The organism is Serratia sp. LSHTC3 (assembly GCF_057197125.1).
This window is the reverse complement of the sequence record NZ_JBXUNP010000013.1, coordinates 1-26,424: the sequence shown is the minus strand read 5'-3', so window position 1 is coordinate 26,424 and position 26,424 is coordinate 1. Positions and strand designations below refer to the sequence as shown.

The 26,424-nt window shown below is 53.4% G+C and carries 45 protein-coding genes and 1 rRNA gene; 6 read left to right on the top strand and 40 right to left on the bottom strand.

What is annotated here, in order from left to right:
• A 16S ribosomal RNA gene (locus AC2CGI_RS23960) occupies positions 1-548 on the bottom strand; the annotation flags it as partial.
• Between the two features lie 507 nt (positions 549-1,055).
• On the opposite strand from AC2CGI_RS23960, the gene AC2CGI_RS23955 reads away from it, so the two are divergent.
• Positions 1,056-1,598 carry a gamma carbonic anhydrase family protein gene (locus AC2CGI_RS23955; protein ID WP_004929699.1) on the top strand — a complete coding sequence of 181 codons (543 nt, stop codon included), beginning with the start codon at positions 1,056-1,058 and terminating at the stop codon, positions 1,596-1,598.
• A 38-nt stretch (positions 1,599-1,636) separates the two neighbouring features.
• Here the strand turns inward: AC2CGI_RS23955 and aroE are convergent, their stop codons facing one another.
• Genes aroE through dprA form a run of 5 tightly spaced genes read right to left on the bottom strand, consistent with a single transcriptional unit; the run spans position 1,637 to position 5,181 of the window.
• On the bottom strand, positions 1,637-2,455 hold the full coding sequence (gene aroE / locus AC2CGI_RS23950) for a shikimate dehydrogenase (RefSeq protein WP_031300344.1): 819 nt from the start codon (positions 2,453-2,455) through the stop codon (positions 1,637-1,639).
• An 11-nt stretch (positions 2,456-2,466) separates the two neighbouring features.
• Positions 2,467-3,036, bottom strand: a complete 570-nt coding sequence (gene tsaC / locus AC2CGI_RS23945; RefSeq protein ID WP_076740211.1) for an L-threonylcarbamoyladenylate synthase type 1 TsaC — start codon at positions 3,034-3,036, stop codon at positions 2,467-2,469.
• 7 nt (positions 3,037-3,043) lie between these two features.
• Entirely contained in the window at positions 3,044-3,589 is a 546-nt protein-coding gene (locus tag AC2CGI_RS23940; protein ID WP_044029950.1) for a DNA topoisomerase family protein, read from the bottom strand.
• Positions 3,590-3,614: 25 nt separating this feature from the next.
• Entirely contained in the window at positions 3,615-4,088 is a 474-nt protein-coding gene (gene smg / locus AC2CGI_RS23935) for a DUF494 family protein Smg (RefSeq protein WP_004929707.1), read from the bottom strand.
• Positions 4,060-5,181 (bottom strand): DNA-protecting protein DprA, encoded by a 1,122-nt coding sequence (gene dprA / locus AC2CGI_RS23930; RefSeq protein WP_021505263.1) that lies wholly within the window; start codon positions 5,179-5,181, stop codon positions 4,060-4,062. Before dprA ends, smg begins: the two co-directional genes overlap by 29 nt.
• A gap of 133 nt (positions 5,182-5,314) precedes the next feature.
• Between dprA and def the strand changes: the two genes are divergently transcribed.
• From def to mscL, 5 genes are all read left to right on the top strand, one after another.
• The gene (def, locus tag AC2CGI_RS23925; RefSeq protein ID WP_004929710.1) at positions 5,315-5,824 is read left to right on the top strand and encodes a peptide deformylase; all 510 of its coding nucleotides are present in this window, start codon (positions 5,315-5,317) and stop codon (positions 5,822-5,824) included.
• Between the two features lie 17 nt (positions 5,825-5,841).
• Positions 5,842-6,786, top strand: a complete 945-nt coding sequence (gene fmt / locus AC2CGI_RS23920) for a methionyl-tRNA formyltransferase (protein ID WP_031300343.1) — start codon at positions 5,842-5,844, stop codon at positions 6,784-6,786.
• 72 nt (positions 6,787-6,858) lie between these two features.
• Complete coding sequence (gene rsmB, locus AC2CGI_RS23915) at positions 6,859-8,148, top strand: 16S rRNA (cytosine(967)-C(5))-methyltransferase RsmB (RefSeq protein ID WP_076740212.1); 1,290 nt, start codon at positions 6,859-6,861, stop codon at positions 8,146-8,148.
• Between the two features lie 55 nt (positions 8,149-8,203).
• Complete coding sequence (gene trkA / locus AC2CGI_RS23910; protein ID WP_004929716.1) at positions 8,204-9,580, top strand: Trk system potassium transporter TrkA; 1,377 nt, start codon at positions 8,204-8,206, stop codon at positions 9,578-9,580.
• Between the two features lie 137 nt (positions 9,581-9,717).
• A complete protein-coding gene (gene mscL / locus AC2CGI_RS23905) occupies positions 9,718-10,134 on the top strand; it encodes a large-conductance mechanosensitive channel protein MscL (RefSeq protein ID WP_015379263.1) in 417 nt (138 codons plus the stop codon).
• A gap of 57 nt (positions 10,135-10,191) precedes the next feature.
• Here the strand turns inward: mscL and AC2CGI_RS23900 are convergent, their stop codons facing one another.
• From AC2CGI_RS23900 to AC2CGI_RS23735, 34 genes are all read right to left on the bottom strand, one after another.
• Positions 10,192-10,398, bottom strand: a complete 207-nt coding sequence (locus AC2CGI_RS23900; protein WP_004929720.1) for an alternative ribosome-rescue factor A — start codon at positions 10,396-10,398, stop codon at positions 10,192-10,194.
• A 75-nt stretch (positions 10,399-10,473) separates the two neighbouring features.
• Complete coding sequence (gene zntR / locus AC2CGI_RS23895; protein WP_004929722.1) at positions 10,474-10,905, bottom strand: Zn(2+)-responsive transcriptional regulator; 432 nt, start codon at positions 10,903-10,905, stop codon at positions 10,474-10,476.
• Positions 10,905-11,279, bottom strand: a complete 375-nt coding sequence (locus AC2CGI_RS23890) for a DnaJ family domain-containing protein (protein WP_004929724.1) — start codon at positions 11,277-11,279, stop codon at positions 10,905-10,907. Before AC2CGI_RS23890 ends, zntR begins: the two co-directional genes overlap by 1 nt.
• A gap of 148 nt (positions 11,280-11,427) precedes the next feature.
• A complete protein-coding gene (rplQ, locus tag AC2CGI_RS23885) occupies positions 11,428-11,817 on the bottom strand; it encodes a 50S ribosomal protein L17 (protein WP_004929726.1) in 390 nt (129 codons plus the stop codon).
• Positions 11,818-11,857: 40 nt separating this feature from the next.
• On the bottom strand, positions 11,858-12,847 hold the full coding sequence (locus AC2CGI_RS23880) for a DNA-directed RNA polymerase subunit alpha (protein ID WP_002919219.1): 990 nt from the start codon (positions 12,845-12,847) through the stop codon (positions 11,858-11,860).
• 25 nt (positions 12,848-12,872) lie between these two features.
• Entirely contained in the window at positions 12,873-13,493 is a 621-nt protein-coding gene (gene rpsD, locus AC2CGI_RS23875; RefSeq protein WP_004929729.1) for a 30S ribosomal protein S4, read from the bottom strand.
• Between the two features lie 30 nt (positions 13,494-13,523).
• Positions 13,524-13,913: a 30S ribosomal protein S11 gene (gene rpsK, locus AC2CGI_RS23870; protein WP_004929731.1), complete on the bottom strand. Its 390-nt coding sequence runs from the start codon at positions 13,911-13,913 to the stop codon at positions 13,524-13,526.
• Between the two features lie 16 nt (positions 13,914-13,929).
• A complete protein-coding gene (rpsM, locus tag AC2CGI_RS23865; protein ID WP_004929734.1) occupies positions 13,930-14,286 on the bottom strand; it encodes a 30S ribosomal protein S13 in 357 nt (118 codons plus the stop codon).
• A gap of 148 nt (positions 14,287-14,434) precedes the next feature.
• Positions 14,435-14,551 (bottom strand): 50S ribosomal protein L36, encoded by a 117-nt coding sequence (gene rpmJ, locus AC2CGI_RS23860; RefSeq protein ID WP_002227352.1) that lies wholly within the window; start codon positions 14,549-14,551, stop codon positions 14,435-14,437.
• Positions 14,552-14,584: 33 nt separating this feature from the next.
• Positions 14,585-15,916 (bottom strand): preprotein translocase subunit SecY, encoded by a 1,332-nt coding sequence (gene secY / locus AC2CGI_RS23855; protein WP_004929740.1) that lies wholly within the window; start codon positions 15,914-15,916, stop codon positions 14,585-14,587.
• 7 nt (positions 15,917-15,923) lie between these two features.
• Entirely contained in the window at positions 15,924-16,358 is a 435-nt protein-coding gene (rplO, locus tag AC2CGI_RS23850) for a 50S ribosomal protein L15 (protein WP_004929742.1), read from the bottom strand.
• A 3-nt stretch (positions 16,359-16,361) separates the two neighbouring features.
• Positions 16,362-16,541, bottom strand: coding sequence for a 50S ribosomal protein L30 (gene rpmD, locus AC2CGI_RS23845; protein WP_048232028.1), 180 nt, complete (start codon positions 16,539-16,541; stop codon positions 16,362-16,364).
• Between the two features lie 6 nt (positions 16,542-16,547).
• Complete coding sequence (rpsE, locus tag AC2CGI_RS23840; protein ID WP_004929747.1) at positions 16,548-17,048, bottom strand: 30S ribosomal protein S5; 501 nt, start codon at positions 17,046-17,048, stop codon at positions 16,548-16,550.
• Between the two features lie 14 nt (positions 17,049-17,062).
• Positions 17,063-17,416, bottom strand: a complete 354-nt coding sequence (gene rplR, locus AC2CGI_RS23835; protein WP_004929748.1) for a 50S ribosomal protein L18 — start codon at positions 17,414-17,416, stop codon at positions 17,063-17,065.
• 9 nt (positions 17,417-17,425) lie between these two features.
• Positions 17,426-17,959: a 50S ribosomal protein L6 gene (gene rplF / locus AC2CGI_RS23830; protein ID WP_004929751.1), complete on the bottom strand. Its 534-nt coding sequence runs from the start codon at positions 17,957-17,959 to the stop codon at positions 17,426-17,428.
• 14 nt (positions 17,960-17,973) lie between these two features.
• Positions 17,974-18,366: a 30S ribosomal protein S8 gene (gene rpsH / locus AC2CGI_RS23825; protein ID WP_004929753.1), complete on the bottom strand. Its 393-nt coding sequence runs from the start codon at positions 18,364-18,366 to the stop codon at positions 17,974-17,976.
• A 30-nt stretch (positions 18,367-18,396) separates the two neighbouring features.
• Positions 18,397-18,702 carry a 30S ribosomal protein S14 gene (gene rpsN, locus AC2CGI_RS23820; protein WP_004929754.1) on the bottom strand — a complete coding sequence of 102 codons (306 nt, stop codon included), beginning with the start codon at positions 18,700-18,702 and terminating at the stop codon, positions 18,397-18,399.
• Between the two features lie 13 nt (positions 18,703-18,715).
• Entirely contained in the window at positions 18,716-19,255 is a 540-nt protein-coding gene (gene rplE / locus AC2CGI_RS23815) for a 50S ribosomal protein L5 (protein WP_004929756.1), read from the bottom strand.
• 14 nt (positions 19,256-19,269) lie between these two features.
• A complete protein-coding gene (rplX, locus tag AC2CGI_RS23810) occupies positions 19,270-19,584 on the bottom strand; it encodes a 50S ribosomal protein L24 (RefSeq protein WP_004929758.1) in 315 nt (104 codons plus the stop codon).
• Between the two features lie 9 nt (positions 19,585-19,593).
• Positions 19,594-19,965: a 50S ribosomal protein L14 gene (gene rplN / locus AC2CGI_RS23805; protein WP_000613954.1), complete on the bottom strand. Its 372-nt coding sequence runs from the start codon at positions 19,963-19,965 to the stop codon at positions 19,594-19,596.
• Between the two features lie 172 nt (positions 19,966-20,137).
• A complete protein-coding gene (rpsQ, locus tag AC2CGI_RS23800; protein ID WP_004929760.1) occupies positions 20,138-20,392 on the bottom strand; it encodes a 30S ribosomal protein S17 in 255 nt (84 codons plus the stop codon).
• The gene (gene rpmC / locus AC2CGI_RS23795; RefSeq protein WP_004929762.1) at positions 20,393-20,584 is read right to left on the bottom strand and encodes a 50S ribosomal protein L29; all 192 of its coding nucleotides are present in this window, start codon (positions 20,582-20,584) and stop codon (positions 20,393-20,395) included.
• Positions 20,584-20,994, bottom strand: a complete 411-nt coding sequence (gene rplP / locus AC2CGI_RS23790; RefSeq protein WP_004929764.1) for a 50S ribosomal protein L16 — start codon at positions 20,992-20,994, stop codon at positions 20,584-20,586. Before rplP ends, rpmC begins: the two co-directional genes overlap by 1 nt.
• Before the next feature lie 12 nt (positions 20,995-21,006).
• Positions 21,007-21,705 carry a 30S ribosomal protein S3 gene (rpsC, locus tag AC2CGI_RS23785; RefSeq protein WP_004929766.1) on the bottom strand — a complete coding sequence of 233 codons (699 nt, stop codon included), beginning with the start codon at positions 21,703-21,705 and terminating at the stop codon, positions 21,007-21,009.
• A 17-nt stretch (positions 21,706-21,722) separates the two neighbouring features.
• On the bottom strand, positions 21,723-22,055 hold the full coding sequence (gene rplV, locus AC2CGI_RS23780) for a 50S ribosomal protein L22 (protein WP_002223844.1): 333 nt from the start codon (positions 22,053-22,055) through the stop codon (positions 21,723-21,725).
• A gap of 14 nt (positions 22,056-22,069) precedes the next feature.
• On the bottom strand, positions 22,070-22,348 hold the full coding sequence (gene rpsS / locus AC2CGI_RS23775; protein WP_004929772.1) for a 30S ribosomal protein S19: 279 nt from the start codon (positions 22,346-22,348) through the stop codon (positions 22,070-22,072).
• 14 nt (positions 22,349-22,362) lie between these two features.
• On the bottom strand, positions 22,363-23,187 hold the full coding sequence (rplB, locus tag AC2CGI_RS23770) for a 50S ribosomal protein L2 (protein WP_004929775.1): 825 nt from the start codon (positions 23,185-23,187) through the stop codon (positions 22,363-22,365).
• Between the two features lie 18 nt (positions 23,188-23,205).
• Complete coding sequence (gene rplW / locus AC2CGI_RS23765) at positions 23,206-23,508, bottom strand: 50S ribosomal protein L23 (RefSeq protein WP_004929776.1); 303 nt, start codon at positions 23,506-23,508, stop codon at positions 23,206-23,208.
• A complete protein-coding gene (rplD, locus tag AC2CGI_RS23760) occupies positions 23,505-24,110 on the bottom strand; it encodes a 50S ribosomal protein L4 (RefSeq protein WP_004929779.1) in 606 nt (201 codons plus the stop codon). The genes rplW and rplD overlap by 4 nt, the downstream gene beginning before the upstream one ends.
• A gap of 10 nt (positions 24,111-24,120) precedes the next feature.
• Positions 24,121-24,750 carry a 50S ribosomal protein L3 gene (gene rplC / locus AC2CGI_RS23755; RefSeq protein ID WP_015379265.1) on the bottom strand — a complete coding sequence of 210 codons (630 nt, stop codon included), beginning with the start codon at positions 24,748-24,750 and terminating at the stop codon, positions 24,121-24,123.
• Positions 24,751-24,782: 32 nt separating this feature from the next.
• Positions 24,783-25,094 (bottom strand): 30S ribosomal protein S10, encoded by a 312-nt coding sequence (gene rpsJ, locus AC2CGI_RS23750; protein ID WP_001181005.1) that lies wholly within the window; start codon positions 25,092-25,094, stop codon positions 24,783-24,785.
• 378 nt (positions 25,095-25,472) lie between these two features.
• Positions 25,473-25,952 (bottom strand): bacterioferritin, encoded by a 480-nt coding sequence (gene bfr, locus AC2CGI_RS23745; protein ID WP_004929784.1) that lies wholly within the window; start codon positions 25,950-25,952, stop codon positions 25,473-25,475.
• A 73-nt stretch (positions 25,953-26,025) separates the two neighbouring features.
• Positions 26,026-26,220 (bottom strand): bacterioferritin-associated ferredoxin, encoded by a 195-nt coding sequence (gene bfd / locus AC2CGI_RS23740; protein WP_015379266.1) that lies wholly within the window; start codon positions 26,218-26,220, stop codon positions 26,026-26,028.
• Between the two features lie 131 nt (positions 26,221-26,351).
• Positions 26,352-26,424, bottom strand: a 73-nt coding sequence (locus tag AC2CGI_RS23735; protein WP_131818057.1) for an EF-Tu C-terminal domain-related protein, incomplete at its 5' end; no start/stop codon positions are given.

Here is a 26,424-nt window from a genome sequence, read left to right as displayed (position 1 = left end):
CTTGCACCCTCCGTATTACCGCGGCTGCTGGCACGGAGTTAGCCGGTGCTTCTTCTGCGAGTAACGTCAATTGATGAGCGTATTAAGCTCACCACCTTCCTCCTCGCTGAAAGTGCTTTACAACCCGAAGGCCTTCTTCACACACGCGGCATGGCTGCATCAGGCTTGCGCCCATTGTGCAATATTCCCCACTGCTGCCTCCCGTAGGAGTCTGGACCGTGTCTCAGTTCCAGTGTGGCTGGTCATCCTCTCAGACCAGCTAGGGATCGTCGCCTAGGTGAGCCATTACCCCACCTACTAGCTAATCCCATCTGGGCACATCTGATGGCAAGAGGCCCGAAGGTCCCCCTCTTTGGTCTTGCGACGTTATGCGGTATTAGCTACCGTTTCCAGTAGTTATCCCCCTCCATCAGGCAGTTTCCCAGACATTACTCACCCGTCCGCCGCTCGTCACCCAGGGAGCAAGCTCCCTTGTGCTACCGCTCGACTTGCATGTGTTAAGCCTGCCGCCAGCGTTCAATCTGAGCCATGATCAAACTCTTCAATTAAAAGCTTGATTTGCTTCCACTCGAGAAGCGATGCTCAAAGATTTACTGCATGAATTTTACTTCAGTTAGTCACTCTTCAAGACTTGATATTTTTTTGCATCCGAAGATGCTGGATATCGTCTTGTGGAGTGCCCACACAGATTGTCTGATAAATTGTTAAAGAGCAGTGAGTTAGGCGCTTTCGCTTGCTAACTCGAGGTGGCGTATATTACGCTTTCCTCTTTCAGAGTCAACCCTAATTTTCAGGATTTCTTCTCTTTCTTCCCGGCCGCTGTGTGAAGTGAATCACTTGCGCCGTGTCGATGGAGGCGCATTATAGGGATCCGAGTTTTTTGCACAACCCCTTTTTTGATCTTTTCTTTCTGTTTGCACACTTTTCAGCCCTTCCGGGTGGATCTTGTGCGATCAGGGCCATTTTCCGCAGGATCCGGCGCTGGCGTTGGTTGTAATTCCATCGCCAGGGTCTAGTATTGCCGGTAAATATGATCCCGACGTGAGGCAAGCACCATGTCCGATGCAGTACGTTCTTATCTTCAATACACCCCCAAACTCGGTCAGCGCGTCTTGATCGATCCTTCCAGCGTCGTGATCGGCGACGTCGATCTGGCGGATGACGTCAGCATCTGGCCGCTGGTCGCCATTCGCGGCGACGTCAATGCGGTAAAGATCGGCGCACGCAGCAATATTCAGGATGGCAGCGTGCTGCATGTGACTCACCGCTCCGAACATAACCCCGACGGTTATCCCCTGTTAATTGGCGAAGACGTTACCGTGGGCCATAAAGCGATGCTGCACGGCTGCGCCATCGGCAACCGGGTGCTGGTCGGGATGGGATCAATCCTGTTGGACGGCGTAGTTGTAGAAGATGACGTGATGATTGGCGCCGGCAGTTTGGTGGCGCCGGGCAAACGCCTGGCCAGCGGCTATCTTTATATGGGTAGCCCGGCACGCCAGGTTCGGCCTTTGACCGCCGCCGAGTTGGAGGGATTGCTTTATTCTTCTAACAACTATGTACGCTGGAAAGACGAATACCTGTCGGAAGATATCTGATGGGCGCCCCGTTCCCTATAAAGAGAACGGGGTAGAATTTATGCCACCAGTTCGCTGCGCAGCTGGCGTAATACCGGCTCGATCTCCGGCATCACTCCGTGCCAAAGCAGGAAAGCATGCGCCGCCTGCCCCACCAGCATACCCAGCCCATCGGCGTATTCCGTTGCGCCCTGCTGCTGCGCCCAGGCCAGAAATGGCGTAACGCCTTGCTGATAGAACATGTCATAGCAACGGGTTTGCGCATTCACCACGCCTGCAGGCAACGCCGGGATCTCCCCGCTGATGCCGGACGCCGTCGCATTGATCACCAGATCGAACGCTTGCTGATCCAGTTGATCCATCGGCGCCGCCGAGATCTCCCCCAGATGCCGGAAAGCGTCGGCCAACTCTTGGGCCCGACTGAAAGTGCGGTTGGTGATCGTGAGCCGGCAGCCGAAAGACAGCAGCGGCAGGATCACGCCGCGTGCCGCACCGCCGGCGCCCACCAGCAGAATGCGATCCTGCGGCCGAATCAATTGCTGGCGCTGCAGATCGGTCAGCAAACCGATGCCGTCGGTGTTATCCCCCAACAGCTCGCCATTAGGCAATACCTTCAGGGTGTTGACCGCACCGGCCATCGCCGCGCGCTCGCTCAGCTCAGAAGCGGCCGAATAAGCACGCTCCTTGAAAGGCACCGTGACGTTCGCCCCCAGCCCTCCGGCGCGGATAAACGCCTGCAGGCTGGTTTCAAAACCGTCCAGCGGCGCCAACACCGTCCCATAAGGATGCTCAATGCCGGTCTGGGCAGCAAACAGCGCATGAATTCGCGGCGACTTGCTGTGGCCGATAGGGTTGCCAAATACCGCAAACTTCTCCATGCCCATTACCTCTAGCCCTGACGGATCTGTTCGCCGGTCAGAGCGTCTCTGATTTCGGAAGGATTAAGACGGCCACCCACCTTGCCGCGCAATACCGGGAAAGCTTCGCCGAACTGCCGCGTGACCTCATCCGCACTGCGGCACGGTTCCAGCCCACTGAGATTGGCGCTGGTCGATACCAGCGGCTTGCCGTACTGCCGGCACAGCAACTGCACCAGCGGATGATCGCTGACGCGCACCGCCAGTGAACTGAAACGCCCGGTCAACAAACGCGGCGTCTCCGGCCGAGCGGGCAACACCCAGGTTACCGGCCCAGGCCAGCTGGCAAACATCGTCGCGCGCTGCTGTTCGCTGAGCGTACTGTCGTCAATATAAGGCTTAAGCTGCGCATAGTCGGCGGCGATCAAAATCAGCCCCTTTTCCCACGGCCGCTGTTTCAGCGCCAGCAATGCATTGACCGCCTGCTCGCTGTCGGGATCGCAACCCAGGCCGAATACGGCTTCGGTGGGATACGCAATCACCTGCTGTTGATGCAAAGCATCGATGATAGATAAAAGGTTCGGGCTTAATTCTGAATTCATGATGTGATTATTCTGTAGTCGCGACGGGTTTTCCGCACAGCTTGCTGGCACAGCACAGGACGGGGCCTTTTGCCGTGCGCTTTTCCATCAGCAGCGGGTAATGGCAGTAGGTGCATTCACCGGCGACGGGTTTAACATTGAGGGCGAACTGGCATTCCGGGTAACGATCGCAGGAATGAAAAACCTTGCCGTAACGCGACTTGCGCTGCAACAGCTTGCCTTGCCCGCACTGCGGACAGGTAATGGCGGTTTCGTCAGGCTTGTCGATCACTTCTGTGTGATCGCACTGCGGATAATCGCTGCAGCCGATAAACATGCCGTAGCGCCCCTGGCGCAGCACCAACGTCGCCTGACATTTCGGGCACTGTTGCCCATCCAACACCTTAACGATATGCCCATCGGCCTGCGCTTTCAGCGGCCGAATATATTGGCATTCAGGGTACTGGGAACAGCCGAGGAAGGGGCCGTGGCGACCGCTACGGATCACCAGCTCGGCCCCGCATTCCGGACAGGGTTCATTTTGCCTGGCGGCAAAAATCGCGTTTTTTGTCATAACGTCTTCTATGCGCGTTATCGGCTCAATGCAGATAACCTTCGTTCACTTCAAACAACAGTTCTTCCATTTGCTGATAGGCGCTTTCATATCCGGGGATATTAAACAGCACCATCAACACGACCCATTTCAGATCTTCGAGATCGAATTCCGCATTATCCAAAGCCATAACGCGGTCGATAACCATTTCACGGGTTTCGAGGTTCAATACCTGAATCTGTTCCAGGAACAGGAGAAAACCACGGCAGCCGGCGTCCAAACGCGCGCTTTCCTCTTCGGTATAGATCCGCATCGCCAGCGGATCGGCATCCATAAAGTAAGGCGCGTTTTGACCTTCTTGCAGGTCGGCCAACTTCTCAAGCCAATTCAACGCGTTGTAGATATCATCCTGATGAAACCCCGCCTGGGCGAGATCATCGGTCAGTTGATCCTGATCGACGCGCATCTCTGGTTCATTGTGGATATAAGTTTCAAACAAGTACATGAGTACGTCGAACATGGCTTGCCCTCCTTATTCGGACATAGCCGCCGGGTACAGCTGCGATCCACCCTGCTAACTCCAGTTCGAGTAACTTGATTACCACCACTGGCACAGGTTGGCCGGCACGTTCAGCGACGACGTCAACAGGTGTCACCTCATCTCCTACGTTAGCCAACACATCGGCAAATGGCAATTCAACTTCAGCCTGCGACGCACAAATAGTTGTATTTTCGTTCAGTGGCAACCATTGAAGGCCGCTTCCCAGCAATTCGGCGATATCTTTCGGCCCGGTGACCAGATGCGCGCCCTGTTGGATCAGCCAGTGCGTGCCTTCGCTCATCGGGTTCCCTAACGGCCCCGGCAAGGCGAATACCTCACGCCCTTGCTCCAGCGCATAGCGAGCCGTCACCAGGGTACCGCTGCGCAACGAGGCTTCTATGACCAGAACGCCCTGGCTCAGCCCGCTGATAATGCGGTTGCGGCGCGGAAAATGGTCGGCCAGGGGCAAATCGGTGACCAAATGATCTGAAATCACCGCACCGCCCTGCTCGACTATCTGCTCTGCGAGCCTGTGGTGCCGCCGCGGGTAGACATTGGCCAGCCCGCAGCCCAACACCGCTATCGTGCAACCCCCGGCCGCCAGCGCTGCGCGATGGCAAATGCCGTCGATGCCGATCGCCAAACCGCTGGTGATGGTGAAACCGCAACGCGCCAATTCCTCGGCGAAATGGTTAGCCCAGCGCTCGCCGTAGTGGCTGAACTGCCGGCTGCCAACCATGGCAAGTTGCGGGCGCAACAGCGCCTGAGGATCTCCATCGATCAGCAGGAACAGCGGCGCATCGTCGATCTGGGCCAGGCATTCGGGATAGCCGGCCGCTGCATAGTTCAGCATACGGTGCGCCGGCACTTCCAGCCAACGCAAGGTGGCCGCCAGATAACCGGGATCCGTCTGGTTGAACTGTGCTCGCTGCCGTTCATTCAATCCAAGTTCACGCAACGCGCGGCGAGGCTCGCCACCCATTTGCGATAACTGCCGCACGATCCGGCTGGCCACGACGGTCTGCAGCCCCGTAACCCCCCGCATCCGTAAAGCGATCTCTTCCGGCCGCATCCTCTGTTCCCTCAGCAAAAACGGTGGTATTACCAATCTGAGCAATTGGTGCGCAATGCTGTCAATCAGGCCGGGAAATGTCTAGAATAGAGGTTAAACCTCGTTCATTACTCGGATACAGATCTAAAGATATATGTCAGTCTTGCAGGTATTACATTTCCCAGACGAGCGTCTGCGCAAAGTCGCAGCGCCGGTAAAAGAAGTCAATGCAGATATCCAGCGCATCGTGGATGATATGTTTGAAACCATGTACGCAGAGGAAGGCATCGGCCTGGCTGCGACTCAGGTGGATATCCATCAGCGCATTATCGTGATCGACGTCTCCGAGAATCGCGATCAGCGCCTGGTGCTGATCAATCCGGAGCTGCTGGAAAAAAGCGGCGAAACCGGCATCGAGGAAGGCTGTCTTTCCATTCCCGAGCAGCGTGCATTGGTACCACGCGCCGCGCAGGTGAAGATCCGCGCGCTGGATCGCGAAGGCAAATCTTTCGAGCTGGAAGCGGACGATCTGCTGGCGATCTGCATCCAGCACGAGATGGATCACCTGATGGGTAAACTGTTCGTCGATTACCTGTCGCCGCTCAAGCGCCAGCGCATTCGTCAGAAACTGGAAAAAATGGCCAAGCTCCAAGCCCGCGCCTAACCGATCAGGAAATCAACGTGTCTGACTCTTTACGGATTATTTTCGCCGGAACACCAGACTTCGCAGCGCGTCATCTTGACGCGCTGTTGTCATCTGAGCACCAGATTGTCGGCGTTTTTACCCAGCCTGACCGCCCGGCAGGCCGCGGCAACAAGTTGACGCCAAGCCCGGTAAAAGTGCTGGCTGAACAACACCAACTGCCGGTATTTCAGCCCAAATCGCTGCGCCCAGAAGAGAACCAGCGCCTGGTGGCCGATCTTAACGCCGACGTGATGGTGGTTGTTGCCTACGGGTTGATCCTGCCGCAAGCGGTGCTGGAGATGCCGCGTCTCGGTTGCATCAACGTACATGGCTCGCTGCTGCCTCGCTGGCGCGGCGCGGCACCGATCCAGCGTTCGCTCTGGGCCGGCGACAGCGAAACCGGCGTGACCATCATGCAGATGGACGCCGGCCTCGATACCGGCGACATGATGCACAAGATCGCCTGCCCGATTGAGAGCAGCGACACCAGCGCCAGTCTCTACGGCAAACTGGCCCAGCTCGGCCCGCAGGGCATGCTGACGACGCTGCGCCAAATGGCCGACGGCAGCGCCACCCGCGAAGTACAGGACGAAGCGTTGGTCACTTACGCCGAGAAGCTGAGCAAAGAAGAAGCTCGCCTGGACTGGAACCTGTCCGCTGCACAACTGGAGCGCTGCATCCGCGCCTTCAACCCTTGGCCGATCAGCTACTTCACCATCGACGATCAACCGGTAAAAGTCTGGCAGGCCAGCGTGCTGGCGCAAAGCGCCAACGCGGAGCCGGGCACCGTTGTCCATGCCGACAAGCAAGGCATTCAGGTGGCGACCGCCGACGGCATCCTCAATCTGATCCAGCTGCAGCCCGCCGGTAAGAAACCGATGTCGGCGCAGGACCTGTTAAATTCACGTCGTGAATGGTTTACCCCGGGTAACCGGCTGTAAGTCACCCCACTGCCCGGCCGTTCATCGCCGGGCCGTTATTTTCTTAATGCCGATCGTTATCAGCTTCAGCCTATGAAAAATAATTACAATCTCCGCAGCATCGCTGCCAAAGCCATCGGCCAGGTGCTGGATCAGGGGCAGTCGCTCAGCACTGTCCTGCCGGCGCTGCAAACCTCCATCAGCGACAAAGATCGCGGGTTGCTGCAGGAGCTGTGTTTCGGCACGTTACGCGTGCTGCCGCAGCTCGAATGGTGCATTCAGCAATTGATGGCCAAGCCGCTGACCGGTAAGCAGCGTACGCTGCACTACTTGCTGATGGTCGGCCTGTATCAGCTGCTGTATACCCGCATCCCGGCGCACGCCGTGCTGGCAGAAACCGTGGAAGGTGCGGTAGCGCTGAAACGCCCGCAGTTAAAAGGCCTGATTAACGGCGTCTTGCGCCAATTTCAACGCCAGCAGGAAGAGCTGTTGCAACGCGCCGCCAACAATGACAGCCGCTATCTGCATCCCAGCTGGTTACTGAAACGCATTCAACAGGCTTATCCCGCCAACTGGGAACAGATCGTCGACGCGAATAACCAGAAGCCGCCGATGTGGCTGCGCGTCAACCGCCTGCATCACACCCGTGACGCTTATCTGCAGCTGCTGAACGACGCCGGCATCGCCGCGGAAACTCATGCAGACTATGCCGATGCAGTGCGTTTGCTGGCGCCTTGCGCCGTGACCGATCTGCCAGGGTTCGCCGAAGGCTGGGTCACCGTGCAAGATGCCTCAGCCCAGGGGTGTGTCGATCTGTTGGATCCGCAAGACGGCGAACAGATCCTCGATCTGTGCGCCGCACCCGGCGGCAAAACCACGCATATTTTGGAAGCGGCGCCGAAAGCACACGTCATGGCGGTCGATATCGACGAACAGCGCCTGGCGCGAGTCAAAGAGAACCTGCAGCGTCTGCGTTTGCACGCAGAGGTTAAACTGGGCGATGGCCGCACTCCGCAGCAGTGGTGCGGGGACAAGCAGTTCGACCGCATCCTGCTGGACGCGCCTTGTTCCGCCACCGGTGTGATCCGCCGTCATCCCGACATCAAATGGCTGCGCCGCGATCGCGACATCGCCGAACTCGCCGCACTGCAGGCAGAAATTCTGGAAGCCGTCTGGCCGCATCTAAAATCAGGCGGAGTGATGGTTTACGCCACCTGTTCTATCCTGCCGGATGAAAACAGCAACCAGATCGCCGCGTTCTTGCAACGCCACGCCGATGCCAAGCTGGTTGAAACCGGCGATGCGCAGCGGCCAGGGCGACAGAATAGCCCGCATCCCGAGGACGGCGATGGCTTCTTTTACGCTAAGCTGATTAAAATGTAATGCTTCAGGGCGTGCGTGCGCGCCCTAAGTCTTTCAGTGTGAAGCAGAGAACACGATGAAAATAATTATTCTTGGTGCCGGTCAGGTTGGCGGGACGCTGGCGGAAAACCTGGTGGGTGAAAACAACGATATCACCGTCGTCGATACCGATTCCGGCCGCTTGCGTCAGCTGCAGGATAAATTCGATTTGCGGGTGGTTCAGGGGCATGGTTCCCACCCTCGGGTGCTGCGCGAAGCCGGCGCAGAAGACGCCGACATGCTGGTCGCCGTCACCAACTCCGACGAAACCAACATGATCGCCTGCCAGATCGCCTATTCTCTGTTTAATACCCCTAACCGTATCGCCCGTATCCGCGCGCCGGAATACATCCGCGAGTCGGAGAAACTGTTCCTGCCGGAAGCGGTGCCAATCGACCATCTGATTTCGCCGGAGCAGCTGGTCATCGACTATATCTACAAGCTGATTGAATACCCTGGCGCGCTGCAGGTGGTCAACTTTGCCGAAGGCAAGGTCAGCATCGCCGCGGTTAAAGCCTATTACGGCGGCCCGCTGGTCGGCAATGCGCTCTCTTCAATGCGCGAGCACATGCCGCATATCGATACCCGCGTCGCCGCCATATTCCGCCAGGATCGTCCGATCCGTCCGCAGGGCTCGACCATTATCGAAGCCGGCGATGAAGTGTTCTTCGTCGCCGCCTCACAGCATATCCGCGCGGTGATGAGCGAACTGCAGCGGCTGGAAAAACCCTATAAGCGCATCATGATCGTCGGCGGCGGCAACGTCGGCGCCGGCCTGGCCGCCAAGCTGGAAAAAGACTACAACGTCAAACTGATCGAGCGGAATCAGCAACGCGCCGCCGAGCTGGCCGAACAGCTGCACGACACCATTGTATTCTACGGCGATGCCTCCGATCAGGAGCTGCTGGCCGAAGAGCACGTCGAGCAGGTGGATGTTTTCATCGCCATCACCAACGACGATGAGGCCAACATCATGTCCGCCATGCTGGCCAAGCGCATGGGCGCCAAGAAGGTGATGGTATTGATCCAGCGCCGCGCCTATGTCGATCTGGTGCAAGGCAGCGTGATCGATATTGCCATTTCCCCGCAGCAGGCAACCATCTCCGCGCTGCTTGGGCATGTGCGCAAAGCGGATATCGTCAGCGTCTCGTCACTGCGCCGCGGCGTGGCAGAAGCGATCGAAGCGATTGCCCACGGCGATGAAAGCACATCTAAAGTGGTCGGCCGCATCGTGGAAGACATCAAGCTGCCACCGGGTACCACCATCGGTGCGATCGTGCGTGGCGACGACGTGATCATCGCCAACGGCAACAGCAAAATCGAACAGGGCGATCACGTCATCATGTTTATTACCGACAAGAAATTCGTGCCGGACGTTGAACGCTTGTTCCAACCGAGCCCGTTCTTCTTGTAGAACGAATTTATTAGGCGATGGTCTATAATTGCGTAGTTGTTCTCTGCCTTGGGAGGAGATAAAACTTCTCGCCATTTGTGGCAAAGGGAAATTGCTTTGTTAAACTTGAGTTATTAATTCTGCAAGGGGTGCGTTCTATGAGTATGTTGAAAGAGTTTCGCGAATTTGCCATGCGCGGCAACGTGGTCGATCTGGCCGTCGGTGTGATTATCGGTGCTGCATTCGGCAAGATTGTTTCGTCCTTCGTGGCTGATATCATCATGCCACCGTTGGGCTTACTGATTGGCGGCGTCGATTTTAAACAGTTCCATCTGGTGTTACGTGAAGCTCAGGGCGCCGTACCGGCGGTGGTAATGAACTATGGTTCATTCATCCAGACCGTATTTGACTTTGTGATTGTCGCCTTCGCTATCTTCCTGGCGATTAAACTGATGAACAAGATGCGCCGCAAGCAGGAAGAAGCGCCGGCAGCGCCGCCAGAACCAACCGCAGAAGAGAAACTGCTGACGGAAATCCGTGATTTGCTGAGCCAGCAACAGCAGCCAAAGCTGTAAAACAGCATTAAGTTACGCCAATAAAAAGCCACCGATGAAGGTGGCTTTTTTAATGCCTTAAAACCAGAAAGCCAGTGGTAAATTATCGTTTGATAGTTTGCCACTGGCCTCCCAGTTACCGCCTTTGTTGTGTTTTTCTTTACGCCGATAGCTGCCTTTGCCTTTCACATTCTTTTCCACTCGTTGGCGGAATAGCGGGTCATGCAGCAGCGCCTCAATGGCGTTATCTTGAATCTGGCCTTTAGTGTGACGATATTTCGTCATGATAATGCTCCTGTAAAAGGTAGGGTAATAAAACGAGCCGATAATACTGCCGGCAATATAAAAATTAAAGTGTCGTCAGCAATCTTTTTTGCCTTTATCATCGCTGGCACCCTGTTCCAAGGCTTCCAGAATAGAACAATAGTTGCTGGTATGGGCAGTGCCGCAGCAGGCGTCACTCAGGCGTTTCAACGATTCGCGCATGCGAGTCAGCTCCGCCAACTTGCTTTCCACTTCGCTCAGTCGCGCATCGACGATCGACTTCGATTCCTGGCAGGTATGATGTTCAGGATCAACCCGGATCGACAGCAGTTCGGCGATCGTTTCCAGAGTAAAGCCCAACTGTTTGGCATAGCGAATAAAACGCAGCCGCTGCAGGTCCTGCTCCGTATACAGCCGATAACCGCCTTCGGTGCGGACATTGTGATCCATCATGCCCTGCTTTTCATAGTAACGCACGGTATCCGGCGTCACTTCGGCGAGCTTGGCCAACTGACCTATCTTGAACATTACCGCTCCTCTCGGGTGAACTTGCCATCAAGCGCGCGCTGATATTCGCCATGCAAGAAATCGGTGCTCATCCCAGCCTGACGCAGCCGGTGCTCCAGCAGTGCCATGCGTTTGCTGAGATCGACATAGTCCGGATGTTCGCTATTAATCTCTTGCAGCAAGCGGGCAACGGTCAACGCCTCTTTACGATCTTCCAGCGCCGGCGGCAGGTAACCGGCATTTTTCAGCAAACGGTAACCGGCGCGTAGCTCGGGCGGCACCGCGCTGTCATCTTCCAGCGCCAGCGGCTGCCCCTGGCCAGGCAGGTTGTCGAACTCGCCTTTATCCTGAGCATCAAGGATATGACGCTCCGCCCATTGATCAAGCAACCCCATGACAGACAGCCTCGGTTAGCCTAATGAATAAGCCTTAGCATAGCGGATAGGGGCGGGGATCTTAAGCACTGCAGGGGAATTGCGCACATTTGGCTGGATTTGGACGTAAAAAAACCGGGCAAGCCCGGTTTTTTTACGCGTCTACAGATTACTCTGCAGTTGCTACTTCTGCTTGAGACTCAGCACGATCAACCAGCTCGATGTATGCCATCGGCGCGTTGTCGCCTGCGCGGAAGCCACACTTCAGAATGCGAGTGTAACCACCGGCACGGCTCGCGAAACGCGGGCCCAGCTCGTTAAACAGTTTTGCCACGATCTCGTTATCACGAGTACGGGCGAATGCCAGACGACGATTAGCTACGCTGTCGGTCTTGGCAAGAGTAATCAGCGGCTCAACAACGCGACGCAGCTCTTTTGCTTTTGGCAGGGTCGTCTTGATGATCTCATGACGAACCAAAGAGCCGGCCATGTTACGGAACATAGCCTGGCGATGGCTGCTGTTACGGTTCAGTTGACGACCACTCTTACGATGGCGCATGACCTTATCCTTCTCAGTAAAACCTTAACCTGTGATCCGGTTACTCGTCAGCAATGCTTGCCGGCGGCCAGTTTTCCAGGCGCATGCCCAGAGACAGACCACGTGAGGCCAGCACATCTTTAATCTCGGTAAGAGATTTTTTACCCAGGTTTGGCGTTTTCAGCAACTCAACCTCGGTACGCTGTACCAGATCACCGATGTAGTGGATAGCTTCTGCCTTGAGGCAGTTAGCAGAGCGGACAGTCAATTCCAGATCGTCAACAGGGCGCAGCAAGATCGGATCGAATTCCGGTTTCTCTTCTTTAACTTCCGGCTGACGCACATCACGCAGGTCAACGAAAGCTTCAAGTTGTTCAGCCAGAATGGTGGCCGCACGGCGGATCGCCTCTTCAGGATCGATCGTGCCATTGGTCTCCATTTCGATGACCAGCTTATCCAAGTCAGTACGCTGTTCTACACGCGCAGCTTCAACATTGTAGGCGATACGCTCTACAGGGCTGTAGCAGGCGTCAACCAACAGACGACCGATTGGGCGCTCATCTTCTTCCGAATGAATTCGGGCAGAAGCCGGCACATAACCGCGACCGCGCTGAACTTTGATACGCATGCTGATAGCCGCGTTCTCATCAGTCAGGTGGCAAATCACGTGCTGAGGCTTGACGATTTCGACATCACCATCATGGGTGATGTCGGCAGCGGTCACAGGGCCAATGCCAGATTTATTCAGGGTAAGAATAACTTCGTCTTTGCCTTGAACTCTCACCGCCAGCCCTTTCAGGTTGAGCAGGATCTCCAGGATATCTTCCTGTACGCCTTCTTTGGTGCTGTACTCATGCAGTACACCATCAATCTCAACCTCGGTCACCGCGCAACCCGGCATAGATGAAAGCAGAATACGGCGCAGTGCGTTGCCAAGAGTATGGCCAAAGCCACGCTCTAAAGGCTCAAGGGTCACCTTGGCGTGCGTCGAACTGACTTGCTCGATATCTACCAGGCGCGGTTTTAGAAACTCTGTCACAGAACCCTGCATTGTGTCCTCTCTTTGGTACTAAGCTTTACTTGGAGTAAAGCTCGACGATCAGGTGTTCGTTAATGTCCGCAGACAGATCGGTACGTTCAGGCATACGCTTGAACACGCCTTCCATCTTAGCAGCATCAACTTCCAGCCAAGTCGGCTTTTCACGCTGCTCAGCCAGCTCCAGAGAAGCTTTAACACGAGACTGCTTTTTAGCTTTCTCGCGGATGCTGACTACGTCATTCGGAGATACCTGATAAGAAGCGATGTTAACAACGCGACCGTTTACCATAACTGCTTTGTGGCTAACCAGCTGACGTGACTCTGCACGAGTAGCGCCGAAGCCCATACGGTAAACAACGTTGTCCAGACGACCTTCCAGCAGCTGCAACAGGTTTTCACCGGTGTTGCCCTTCAGGCGGGTTGCTTCTTTGTAATAGTTGCGGAATTGACGCTCCAGAATGCCGTACATACGACGAACTTTCTGCTTCTCACGCAACTGAACACCGTAATCAGACAGACGCGGTTTACGCGCACCATGCTGACCAGGTGCTTGTTCAATTTTACACTTGGAATCGATCGCGCGAACGCCAGACTTAAGGAACAGGTCTGTGCCCTCACGACGGCTCAGCTTGAGCTTAGGACCCAAATATCTTGCCATTTTCTTTCTCCAACAATCCTAAAAGCTGCGTTACACGCGGCGCTTTTTCGGCGGACGACAACCGTTATGAGGGATCGGAGTCACATCAGTAATGTTAGTGATGCGGAAACCAGCCGCGTTCAGAGCGCGGATAGTAGACTCACGACCAGGACCAGGTCCTTTAACCATAACTTCCAGGTTCTTGATACCGTATTCTTTCACTGCGTCAGCACAACGTTCTGCTGCAACCTGTGCTGCGAACGGAGTGGACTTACGAGAACCACGGAAACCGGAACCACCGGCTGTTGCCCAACCCAAAGCATTACCCTGACGATCAGTGATGGTAACGATGGTGTTGTTGAAAGAAGCATGGATATGAGCCACGCCGTCAGAGACTTGCTTTCTTACACGCTTACGTGTACGAACAGGTGCCTTTGCCATTATTCAATAACCCCGATTATTTCTTGATCGGCTTGCGCGGACCCTTACGGGTACGAGCGTTGGTCTTGGTGCGCTGACCGCGTACCGGCAGACCACGACGATGACGCAAACCACGATAGCAACCAAGGTCCATAAGACGCTTGATGCTCAGGGTAATTTCACGACGCAAATCACCCTCAACGGTGTATTTGGCAACTGCATCACGAAGCTTTTCGATTTGCTCTTCAGACAGCTCACTGATCTTAACATTTTCAGCAATACCCGTAGATGCACAGATAGCCTGTGAACGGGTTTTACCGATACCGAAGATCGACGTTAAGGCGATAACGGTATGTTTATGATCAGGAATGTTAATGCCTGCTATACGGGCCACTATGCACTCCTACTATTTTATACAGCAACACCATTCTGAAAAGCCCGTTTTCAGGATACTCAAATAATGTTGCAGTGCGACATACAAAAGATTGGCTGGCTAATCTAGCCAGCTCAACCCAACTTTGCAAGAAAAATATGCGAGATAATCAGCCTTGACGCTGTTTATGCTTCGGCTCGGCGCTGCAAATCACACGAACGACACCGTTACGCTTAACGATTTTGCAGTTACGACATAATTTCTTGACGGAAGCACGAACTTTCATTTTTACTCTCCGTAACTTCTCAAACGAATCTGACTAGCGGTTATAGCCTTTCAGATTTGCTTTCTTCAATGCAGACTCGTACTGACTTGACATCATCAGAGTTTGCACTTGAGCCATAAAGTCCATGATGACGACAACCACGATCAGTAGCGAGGTACCACCAAAGTAGAATGGTACTTTCATTGCATCACGCATGAACTCCGGGATCAGGCAGATGAAAGTAATGTACATCGCGCCCACCAGGGTTAAACGCGTCATTACTTTATCGATATACTTCGCCGTTTGCTCTCCCGGACGAATTCCTGGTACGAAGGCACCGGACTTCTTCAGGTTATCTGCTGTCTCACGCGGGTTGAAAACCAACGCCGTGTAGAAGAAACAGAAGAAGATGATTGCAGACGCATAGAGTAACACATAAAGCGGTTGCCCTGGCTGCAAATACAGCGAAATCGTAGTCAGCCAGTTCCAACCGGTACCGCCCCCAAACCATGATGCAATCGTGGCCGGGAACAGAATAATGCTGGAAGCGAAAATCGCCGGGATAACACCCGCCATGTTCACTTTCAACGGTAAGTGTGTACTCTGTGCTGCATAAACACGACGACCTTGTTGACGCTTCGCATAGTTAACGACGATACGACGTTGACCACGCTCGATGAAAACAACGAAGAAGGTTACTGCAAACACCAATACTGCAACCAACAGCAGCAGGAGGAAGTGCAGGTCGCCTTGCCGCGCTTGCTCAATAGTATGGGCCACTGCCGGCGGGAGCCCCGCTACAATACCCGCGAAGATAATGATCGAGATACCGTTGCCGATACCGCGCTCAGTAATCTGCTCACCCAGCCACATCAGGAACATTGTCCCGGTTACCAGGCTCACAACCGCAGTAAAGTAGAATGCAAAGCCTGGGTTTAACACCAGGCCCTGCATACCAGGCATATTCGGCAGACCGGTAGCAATACCGATCGACTGGAATATGGCCAATACCAGCGTACCGTAGCGGGTGTACTGGCTAATCTTGCGACGGCCAGCCTCCCCTTCTTTCTTGATTTCCGCCAACGCTGGATGAACCACCGTCAGCAGCTGGATAATGATCGACGCCGAGATATACGGCATGATCCCCAGAGCAAAGATAGAAGCACGGCTGAGGGCACCACCAGAGAACATGTTAAACATTTCAATGATAGTGCCTCTCTGCTGCTCAAGCAATTTGGCAAGCACAGTGGCATCGATACCAGGAATCGGAATGAAAGAGCCGATGCGGAAGACAATCAGCGCGCCGATGACAAACAAAAGTCTGCGCTTCAGCTCGCCGAGCCCGCCTTTAGCACTTTGAAAATCTAATCCTGGTTGCTTAGCCATCTGCTACTTATTCCTCAATTTTACCGCCAGCAGCCTCGATAGCAGCACGAGCGCCTTTGGTGACACGCAGACCACGCAGGGTTACCGGACGAGCGACTTCGCCAGAAAGTACAACTTTCGCGAATTCGATCTGGACACCAACTACGTTAGCGGCTTTCAGCGCGTTCAGGTCGATAACATCGCCTTCAACCAGAGCCAGTTCAGACAGACGAACTTCTGCCGTGATCATCGCTTTGCGTGAAGTGAAGCCGAATTTCGGCAGACGACGGTACAGAGGCATCTGACCACCTTCGAAACCACGACGTACGCCACCGCCAGAACGAGACTTCTGACCTTTGTGACCACGGCCGCCGGTTTTACCCAGGCCAGAACCAATACCACGACCTACACGCTTAGGCGCATGCTTGGCACCTTCAGCCGGAGACAGAGTATTTAAACGCATCTGTTACTCCTCAACTTTAACCATGTAGGAAACCAGGTTGACCATACCGCGAACAGCAGGAGTATCCTCGCGCTCTACGGTGTGACCAATACGACGCAGACCCAGACCGAGCAGAGTAGCTTTATGCTTCGGCAGACGGCCAATTGAGCTGCGAGTTTGTGTAACTTTAATAGTCTTAGCCATGGTCAATTACCCCAGAATGTCGGCAACGGATTTACCACGCTTAGCAGCGACCATTTCAGGAGACTTCATATTCGCCAGAGCGTCGATAGTTGCACGAACCACGTTGATCGGGTTGGTGGAACCATAAGCTTTAGCCAATACGTTGTGCACCCCAGCAACTTCGAGAACGGCGCGCATTGCACCGCCCGCGATGATACCGGTACCTTCATGAGCAGGCTGCATGAACACGCGAGAACCCGTGTGAGCGCCCTTAACAGGGTGCTGCAGGGTGCCGCTGTTCAGCGCGACGTTCATCATGTTGCGACGGGCTTTTTCCATCGCTTTCTGGATCGCTGCTGGAACTTCGCGTGCTTTGCCGTAGCCAAAACCAACGCGACCGTTACCATCACCAACTACAGTCAGTGCGGTAAAGCTGAAAATACGGCCACCTTTTACGGTTTTAGATACGCGGTTTACCGCGATCAGCTTTTCCTGCAGTTCGCCAGCTTGTTTTTCGATGTGAGCCATCTTAAACCTCTTCCTTAGAACTGAAGGCCAGCTTCACGGGCAGCATCTGCCAGTGCCTGGACTCGACCATGATATTGGAAACCGGAACGGTCAAAGGATACTTTCGCAATCCCTTTTTCCAACGCGCGCTCAGCCAGAGCTTTACCTACGGCTGCTGCTGCGTCTTTGTTACCGGAATACTTCAGTTGCTCCGCGATAGCTTTTTCTAAAGTAGAAGCGGCTACCAGTACTTCAGAACCGTTTGGAGCAATCACCTGTGCGTAAATGTGACGCGGGGTACGATGTACCACCAGGCGGGTTGCACCCAGCTCTTGGAGCTTGCGGCGTGCGCGGGTCGCACGACGGATACGAGCAGATTTCTTATCCATAGTGTTACCTTACTTCTTCTTAGCCTCTTTGGTACGCACGACTTCGTCGGCGTAACGAACACCCTTGCCTTTGTAAGGCTCAGGACGACGGTAAGCGCGCAGATCTGCTGCTACCTGGCCAATTACCTGCTTATCAGCGCCTTTCAGCACGATTTCAGTTTGGCTTGGGCATTCAGCAGTGATACCTGCCGGCAGCTGGTGATCGATAGGGTGAGAGAAGCCCAGGGCCAAATTCACCACGTTGCCTTTAACGGCAGCACGATAACCAACACCTACCAGTTGAAGCTTCTTGGTGAAGCCTTCGGTAACACCAACAACCATTGCGTTCAGCAGAGCGCGCGTGGTACCCGCTTGGGCCCATGCGTTAGCAAAACCTTCGCGCGGAGCGAAAGTCAGTGCGTTAGCTTCTTGCTTCACTTCAACGGCGTCGTGGATAGTACGAGTCAACTCGCCGTTTTTACCCTTAATCGAAATAACCTGACCGTTGAGTTTTACCTCTACGCCGGCAGGAATGACGACGGGTGCTTTTGCAACACGAGACATTCTTTCCTCCCGAATTAAGCTACGTAGCAGATAATCTCGCCACCAAGACCAGCCTGGCGAGCTGCACGATCGGTCATAACACCTTTAGAGGTAGAAACAACAGCGATACCCAAACCGGCCATAACTTTTGGCAGCTCATCTTTTTTCTTGTAGATGCGCAGACCTGGACGGCTGATACGTTGAATGCTTTCTACCACAGCTTTGCCCTGGAAGTACTTCAGTACCAGTTCCAGAACAGGCTTGGCGTCGCCTTCGATTTTGAAATCTTCAATAAAACCTTCTTCCTTCAGCACGTTGGCAATTGCCACTTTCAGCTTGGAGGAAGGCATGGTGACCGCAACTTTGTTCGCGGCTTGACCGTTACGGATACGGGTCAGCATATCCGCGATCGGATCTTGCATGCTCATCTGTCTTTACTCCCGTGATTCAATTGGTAATTACCAGCTAGCCTTTTTCAAGCCTGGTACTTCACCGCGCATAGCGGCTTCACGAAGCTTAATACGGCTCAACCCGAATTTGCCCACATAACCATGTGGACGGCCAGTTTGGCGGCAGCGTTTACGCTGACGAGACGGGCTGGAATCACGCGGCAGAGTTTGCAGCTTGAGAACGGCATTCCAACGATCTTCATCGGATGCGTTCACATCAGAGATAATAGCTTTCAGTTCAGCGCGTTTTGCAAAGAACTTGTCAGCTAATTTCACGCGCTTGACTTCGCGTGCTTTCATTGATTGCTTAGCCATCAGTAACCCTGCCTTACTTGCGGAACGGGAAGTTAAAAGCAGCCAGCAGCGCGCGGCCTTCATCATCAGATTTCGCAGTAGTGGTAATGGTAATATCCAAACCACGAACGCGATCGACTTTGTCGTAGTCGATTTCTGGGAAGATGATTTGCTCACGCACGCCCATGCTGTAGTTGCCACGGCCATCGAATGACTTGGCGGACAGGCCACGGAAGTCACGGATACGTGGAACAGCAATGGAGATCAGACGCTCAAAGAACTCCCACATGCGTTCGCCACGCAGAGTTACTTTACAGCCGATCGGATAGCCCTGACGGATTTTGAAGCCTGCAACAGATTTGCGGGCTTTGGTGATCAACGGTTTTTGACCGGAGATGGCTGCCAGGTCCGCTGCGGCGTTATCCAGCAGTTTCTTGTCAGCAATCGCTTCACCAACACCCATGTTCAGGGTGATCTTCTCGACCCGAGGGACTTGCATGACAGAGTTGTAATCAAACTGAGACATCAGTTGTTTGACTACCTCGTCTTTGTAGTAATCATGCAGTTTCGCCATCGTATTACTCCAAATTACTTGATAGTTTCGCTGTTAGACTTGAAGAAACGGACTTTTTTGCCGTCTTCGAATCTAAAGCCTACACGGTCAGCCTTGCCGGTAGCCGCGTTGAAGATAGCAATGTTAGAAACCTGAATTGCAGCTTCTTTCTCAACAATGCCGCCTGGTTGGTTCAGAGCCGGAACCGGCTTCTGGTGTTTCTTAACCAGGTTGATGCCTTCAACAATGACCTTGCCAGCAGACAGGACATTTTTTACTTTACCGCGCTTACCTTTGTCTTTCCCGGTAATCACGATAACTTCGTCATCACGACGGATCTTCGCTGCCATGTTCGCTCCTTAGAGTACTTCTGGTGCCAGAGAGATAATTTTCATGAACTTCTCATTACGCAGTTCACGAGTTACCGGCCCAAAAATACGCGTACCGATTGGCTGCTCGCTGTTATTGTTCAAAATAACGCATGCATTGCCATCGAAGCGAATGACAGAACCGTCCGGGCGACGTACACCCTTCTTGGTGCGCACCACTACCGCCTTCAGAACATCGCCTTTCTTCACCTTACCGCGAGGAATTGCTTCCTTGATGGTAATTTTGATGATGTCGCCGACGCCTGCGTAGCGACGGTGCGAGCCACCTAGAACCTTGATACACATTACGCGACGTGCACCGGAGTTGTCGGCGACGTTCAGCATAGTCTGTTCTTGGATCATTTTAGTGCTCCGCTAATGTCAACTACTACTTTAAAGACCCAAGTAAAAATTAGGCCGTTGAAAAGCCCCATAACCGAGGGCGCAGCATTATAACACCGCTTACTTGGTATGGGTAGAAAAAATAAACGGCTCATTTTCTGAGCCGTTTATTAAGTGAGAGCCAGCTACTCTATTACAGAATCGCTTTCTCTACAACGCGAACCAACGTCCAGGACTTGGTCTTGGACAGTGGGCGGCATTCGCGGATTTCCACCACGTCGCCGGTACCACATTCGTTGTTCTCGTCATGTACGTGCAGCTTGGTCGTACGTTTGATGAATTTCCCGTAGATCGGGTGCTTCACAGTACGCTCGATAGCAACAACGATGGATTTCTCCATTTTATCGCTAACAACACGACCCTGCAGGGTACGGATAACTTCAGTCATTTACACACCCGCCTTTTGAGTCAGTAAAGTCTTAACGCGTGCGACGTCACGACGCACTTGTTTCAACAGGTGAGTTTGTTGCAGCTGGCCACTGGCCGCCTGCATGCGCAAGTTGAATTGCTCACGCAGCAGGTTGAGCAGCTCGGCATTCAGCTCTTCAACGCTTTTTTCACGCAGCTCTTGTGCTTTCATTACATCACCGTCTTAGTTACAAAGGTGGTTTTGATCGGCAGTTTCGCTGCTGCCAGTTTGAATGCCTCGCGGGCAACCTCTTCTGGCACGCCGTCCATTTCGTACAGGACCTTACCAGGCTGGATCAGGGCAACCCAATACTCCACGTTACCCTTACCTTTACCCATACGCACTTCCAGCGGCTTCTCGGTGATCGGTTTGTCCGGGAATACACGGATCCAGATCTTGCCTTGACGCTTAACTGCACGAGTCATTGCACGACGAGCTGCTTCGATTTGACGAGCAGTCAGACGGCCACGGCCAACAGCTTTCAGACCGAAAGTGCCGAAGCTAACATCCGTACCTTGCGCCAGACCACGGTTGCGGCCCTTGTGCACCTTACGGAATTTTGTACGCTTTGGTTGTAACATCAGCGACTCTCCTTACTTGCGGCCTTTACGCTGCTGCTTTTTAGGTTGAGCAGCCGGTTCCGGTTGTTCAACTGCAGCCATACCACCCAGGATCTCACCTTTGAAGATCCATACCTTAACGCCGATTACACCATAAGTGGTGTGCGCTTCAGATGTGTTGTAGTCGATGTCCGCACGCAGAGTGTGCAATGGAACACGACCTTCGCGGTACCATTCGGTACGTGCGATTTCGGCGCCGCCAAGACGGCCGCTTACTTCAACTTTGATACCTTTAGCGCCAAGACGCATTGCGTTCTGTACTGCACGCTTCATAGCACGACGGAACATAACGCGACGTTCCAGCTGAGAAGTGATGCTGTCAGCAACCAATTTAGCGTCGAGTTCCGGTTTACGGACTTCGGCGATGTTGATCTGTGCAGGAACGCCAGCGATGTCCGCTACGACCTTGCGCAGTTTTTCGACGTCTTCACCTTTCTTGCCGATAACGATGCCTGGGCGAGCAGTGTGAATGGTCACACGGATGCTCTTCGCAGGACGCTCGATAACGATGCGAGAAACGGAAGCTTTCGACAGTTCCTTAGTCAGGAATTGACGAACTTTAAAGTCGCTGTCCAGGTTGTCAGCGAATTCTTTGGTATTCGCATACCAAGTAGAGTTCCAAGGTTTGACAATACCCAGGCGAATACCATTAGGATGTACTTTCTGACCCATTGCTAGTCTCCAGAGTCTCAGCGATCGGACACAACCACAGTAATGTGGCTGGTGCGCTTCAGGATGCGATCTGCACGACCTTTTGCACGCGGCATAATGCGCTTCATGCTTGGGCCTTCGTCTACGAAGATTTTCGTAACTTTCAGATCATCGATGTCAGCGCCATCGTTGTGTTCTGCGTTAGCAATGGCAGACTCCAGCACTTTCTTAACCAGACCAGCAGCTTTCTTGTTGGTGTAGGTCAGAGTTTCCAGAGCTTGCGACACTTTCTTACCGCGAATCAGGTCAGCAACAAGGCGAACCTTCTGAGCAGAAGAACGAGCGTGGCGATGTTTAGCGATAGTTTCCATCTCTTCCTCCTACCTTAGCGCTTTTTAGCTTTTTTATCAGCCGCATGGCCGCGATAAGTACGAGTCGGCGCGAATTCACCCAGTTTGTGACCGACCATTTCATCGGAAACGAACACTGGTACGTGCTGACGACCATTATGGACAGCGATGGTCAAACCGATCATGTTAGGAAAGATCGTTGAACGACGGGACCAAGTGCGCAAAGGCTTCTTGTCACCGCTTTCCACCGCTTTCTCTACCTTCTTCAGCAAGTGCAGGTCAATAAAAGGACCTTTCTTGAGAGAACGTGGCATGGCTTATCCTCTAATTATTTTTTGCTACGGCGACGTACGATGAACTTATCAGTACGCTTGTTGCTACGGGTCTTCTTACCTTTGGTCTGAACGCCCCACGGAGTTACCGGGTGCTTACCAAAGTTACGACCTTCACCACCACCGTGCGGGTGATCTACCGGGTTCATCGCCGTACCGCGAACGGTAGGACGAACACCACGCCAACGTGCAGCACCTGCTTTACCCAGAACGCGAAGCATGTGTTCAGCGTTACCGACTTCACCCAGGGTGGCGCGGCAATCAGCTGGAACTTTACGCATTTCGCCGGAGCGCAGACGCAGAGTTACGTAGGAACCATCACGAGCAACGATCTGAACGTAGGCGCCAGCGGAGCGAGCCATCTGGCCGCCTTTACCTGGTTTCATTTCTACGTTGTGAACCGTTGAACCAACTGGAATGTTGCGCATCGGCAGGGTGTTACCCGCTTTGATTGCAGCATCAACGCCAGATTGAATCTGGTCACCAGCTTTCAGGCCTTTCGGCGCCAGGATGTAACGGCGTTCGCCGTCTTTGTACAGAACCAGCGCGATGTTCGCGGAACGGTTCGGATCGTACTCCAGACGCTCAACCACAGCAGGGATACCGTCTTTGTTGCGCTTGAAGTCAACCAGACGATAATGTTGCTTGTGGCCACCACCGATATGACGGGTGGTGATACGGCCATTGTTGTTACGACCACCGCTTTTGCTCAGTTTTTCCAGCAGCGGGGCATAAGGTTTACCCTTGTGCAGCTCAGGGTTAACCACTTTAACAACGTGGCGACGACCCGGAGATGTAGGTTTACATTTAACAATTGCCATTGTTCTTACTCCTCCGACTTACTCTGCGCCGCCGATGAAGTCCAGATTCTGGCCTTCTTTCAGGGTGACGTAAGCTTTTTTCCAGTCGCTACGACGACCAACACGCTGACCGTGACGCTTCACTTTCCCTTTAACTACCAGGGTGTTCACGTCTTTGACTTCGACTTCAAACAGTTTCTGCACTGCAGCTTTGATTTCTGCTTTGGTCGCGTCTTTGGCAACTTTGAGAACGATGGTGTTGCTTTTTTCCATCGCAGCGGATGCTTTTTCAGATACGTGCGGTGCACGCAGCACTTTCAGCAAACGTTCTTCACGGATCATGCCAGCATCTCCTCAACTTGCTTCACAGCATCAGCAGTCATAACCACTTTGTCGAAGGCGATCAGGCTAACCGGATCGATACCTGCTACATCGCGCACGTCAACCTTGTACAGGTTGCGAGCTGCCAGGAACAGATTCTCATCCAGTTCACCGGTCACGATCAGCACGTCTTCCAGAGCCATATCTTTCAGTTTCTGTGCCAGCAGCTTAGTTTTAGGCGCTTCTACAGAGAACTTCTCGACAACGATCAGACGATCTTGACGTACCAGTTCGGACAGGATGCTTTTCAGCGCGCCGCGGTACATCTTTTTGTTTACTTTCTGACTGTGGTCCTGCGGCTTAGCAGCAAAGGTCACGCCGCCTGAACGCCAGATCGGGCTCTTTACAGAACCTGAACGCGCACGGCCGGTGCCTTTCTGACGCCATGGCTTTTTGCCGGAACCAGTTACTTCAGCACGGGTCTTCTGAGCACGGGTACCTTGACGGGCACCTGCTGCATAAGCAACAACAACCTGGTGTACCAGCGCTTCGTTGAAATCACGACCGAAGGTAGTTTCGGAAACAGTCAGCGCGCTTTGCGCGTCTTTCAATACTAATTCCATTGCTATCCCCTTACGCCTTCACAGCTGGTTTAACGATCAGGTTGCCACCGGTTGCGCCCGGTACAGCACCCTTAACCAGCAGCAGGTTGCGCTCAGCGTCAACACGTACTACGTCCAGGCTCTGAACGGTTACGCGCTCATCACCCAGGTGGCCAGCCATTTTCTTGCCTTTGAACACTTTGCCCGGAGTCTGGTTCTGACCGATAGAACCCGGAACGCGGTGAGACAAGGAGTTACCGTGGGTAGCGTCTTGGGTACGGAAGTTCCAGCGCTTAACAGTGCCAGCAAAACCTTTACCTTTAGAAGTACCGGTAACATCGACTTTTTTAACGTCAGCGAAGATTTCTACGCTAATTTCCTGACCTGCAGCGAATTCTTGACCTTCTTCCAGGCGGAATTCCCACAGACCACGGCCAGCTTCAACGCCAGCTTTAGCGAAATGGCCCGCTTCCGGCTTGGTTACACGGTTAGCTTTTTTGCTACCAGTGGTAACCTGAACGGCACGGTAACCGTCGGTGTCCAGGCTTTTAACCTGAGTCACGCGGTTCGCTTCAATTTCAATTACGGTTACTGGGATAGAAACGCCATCTTCAGTGAAGATACGGGTCATACCCACTTTTTTACCGACTAAACCAATCATTGTTTCAACCTCTCAATCGCTCAATGACCTGATTAACCCAGGCTGATCTGCACGTCTACACCGGCAGCCAGATCCAGACGCATCAGAGCATCAACGGTTTTCTCGGTTGGCTCAACGATGTCAACCAGACGCTTGTGAGTGCGAATCTCGTACTGATCGCGCGCGTCTTTGTTGACGTGCGGAGAGATCAGAACGGTAAAGCGCTCTTTGCGAGTTGGCAGCGGGATCGGACCACGGACTTGCGCACCAGTGCGCTTTGCAGTCTCGACGATTTCCGCGGTTGATTGATCGATCAGACGATGATCAAACGCTTTCAGGCGGATACGGATTCTTTGGTTCTGCATGAGACCAGAGCTCCAATTATTTATAAACGTAAATAATTACTCCTCACACCCATTTCGATTGATGGGGGAGTGTAATCGTCAACATATAACCCCCATATCGGGAGTATTGTTCGAAAGGCAAAAAAGGCCTGCCAATCGACTGATTCGCTAAAATCAGGCTTACCAAGATTAGGTAAGCCCGCGCATTATACGCAAAATGGCCCAGGAAGCAAGCCGCAGTTGGAAATATGCTCAGGAAATCGTCATTTTTGCGTCTTCAGCGACGATCACGGGATGAAGGTGGCGATCAAGGTATGAATTATGCTTAGCGGGCAGCTCCCCTGCCCCACCGTAAAAACGGTCGCCGGCAGGAGAGGCGATGACGAACGGAAGGCAGGCTTACTCTTTGCGCTCTAAAATCTGGGCCTGGGCATAGTTTTGAATGCCGAGGCGAGCGATCAGATCCAGCTCGGTTTCCAGCCAGTCGATATGCTCTTCTTCATCGGCCAGAATGTCGATCATCAAATCACGGCTGACATAATCGTGAATCGAGTCGGCGTAGGCGATACCTTCGCGCAGGTTCTTGGCGCCCGCCAGCTCCAGCGCCAGATCGGAACGCAGCATTTCTTCAATGTCTTCGCCGATGTTCAGCTTGCCGAGGTCCTGCAGATTAGGTATTCCTTCCAGGAACAGGATGCGTTCAATGTAGCGATCGGCATGTTTCATTTCGTCGATCGACTCGTGGTATTCCTTATCGTTGAGGCGCATTAAACCCCAATTCTTGAACATGCGGGCGTGCAGGAAATATTGATTGATGGCAACCAGCTCGTTGCCGAGCAGCTTGTTGAGGTGAGCAATGATCTTTTTATCGCCTTTCATAGGTAACTCCTCCTGGCCAGTTCTAAAAGTGTAGAACCTGTAAGCCAAGAGTCAAAAATAACCTTACCCTTTGTTAGGCAACTTCATGCATTGGGATGATAGTTCCGCGTTCCTCCACCATAATCTGTCTTGCCTGACGAATGCACTTTCCACAATCGGTACCAATCGGCACAAGTTCACGCAGCTGCTTCATGGTATGGGGGTTGTGCTGACGCACCGCATTACGGATCGCTTTGTCAGTCACCGCATTACACAGACATACATACATAGAGAGACTCACTTCTTAACCAATGCATTGAGTCTAAATAGGAATGGTTTTTATTTCAATTAAGATTTATACGAATTGCATAAAAAAAGGGCACCGAAGTGCCCTTTTTTGTGTCGAAAAATTATTCGCGATTAAGCGATAACTTTAGCAACAACACCAGCGCCTACAGTACGGCCGCCTTCACGGATTGCGAAACGCAGACCG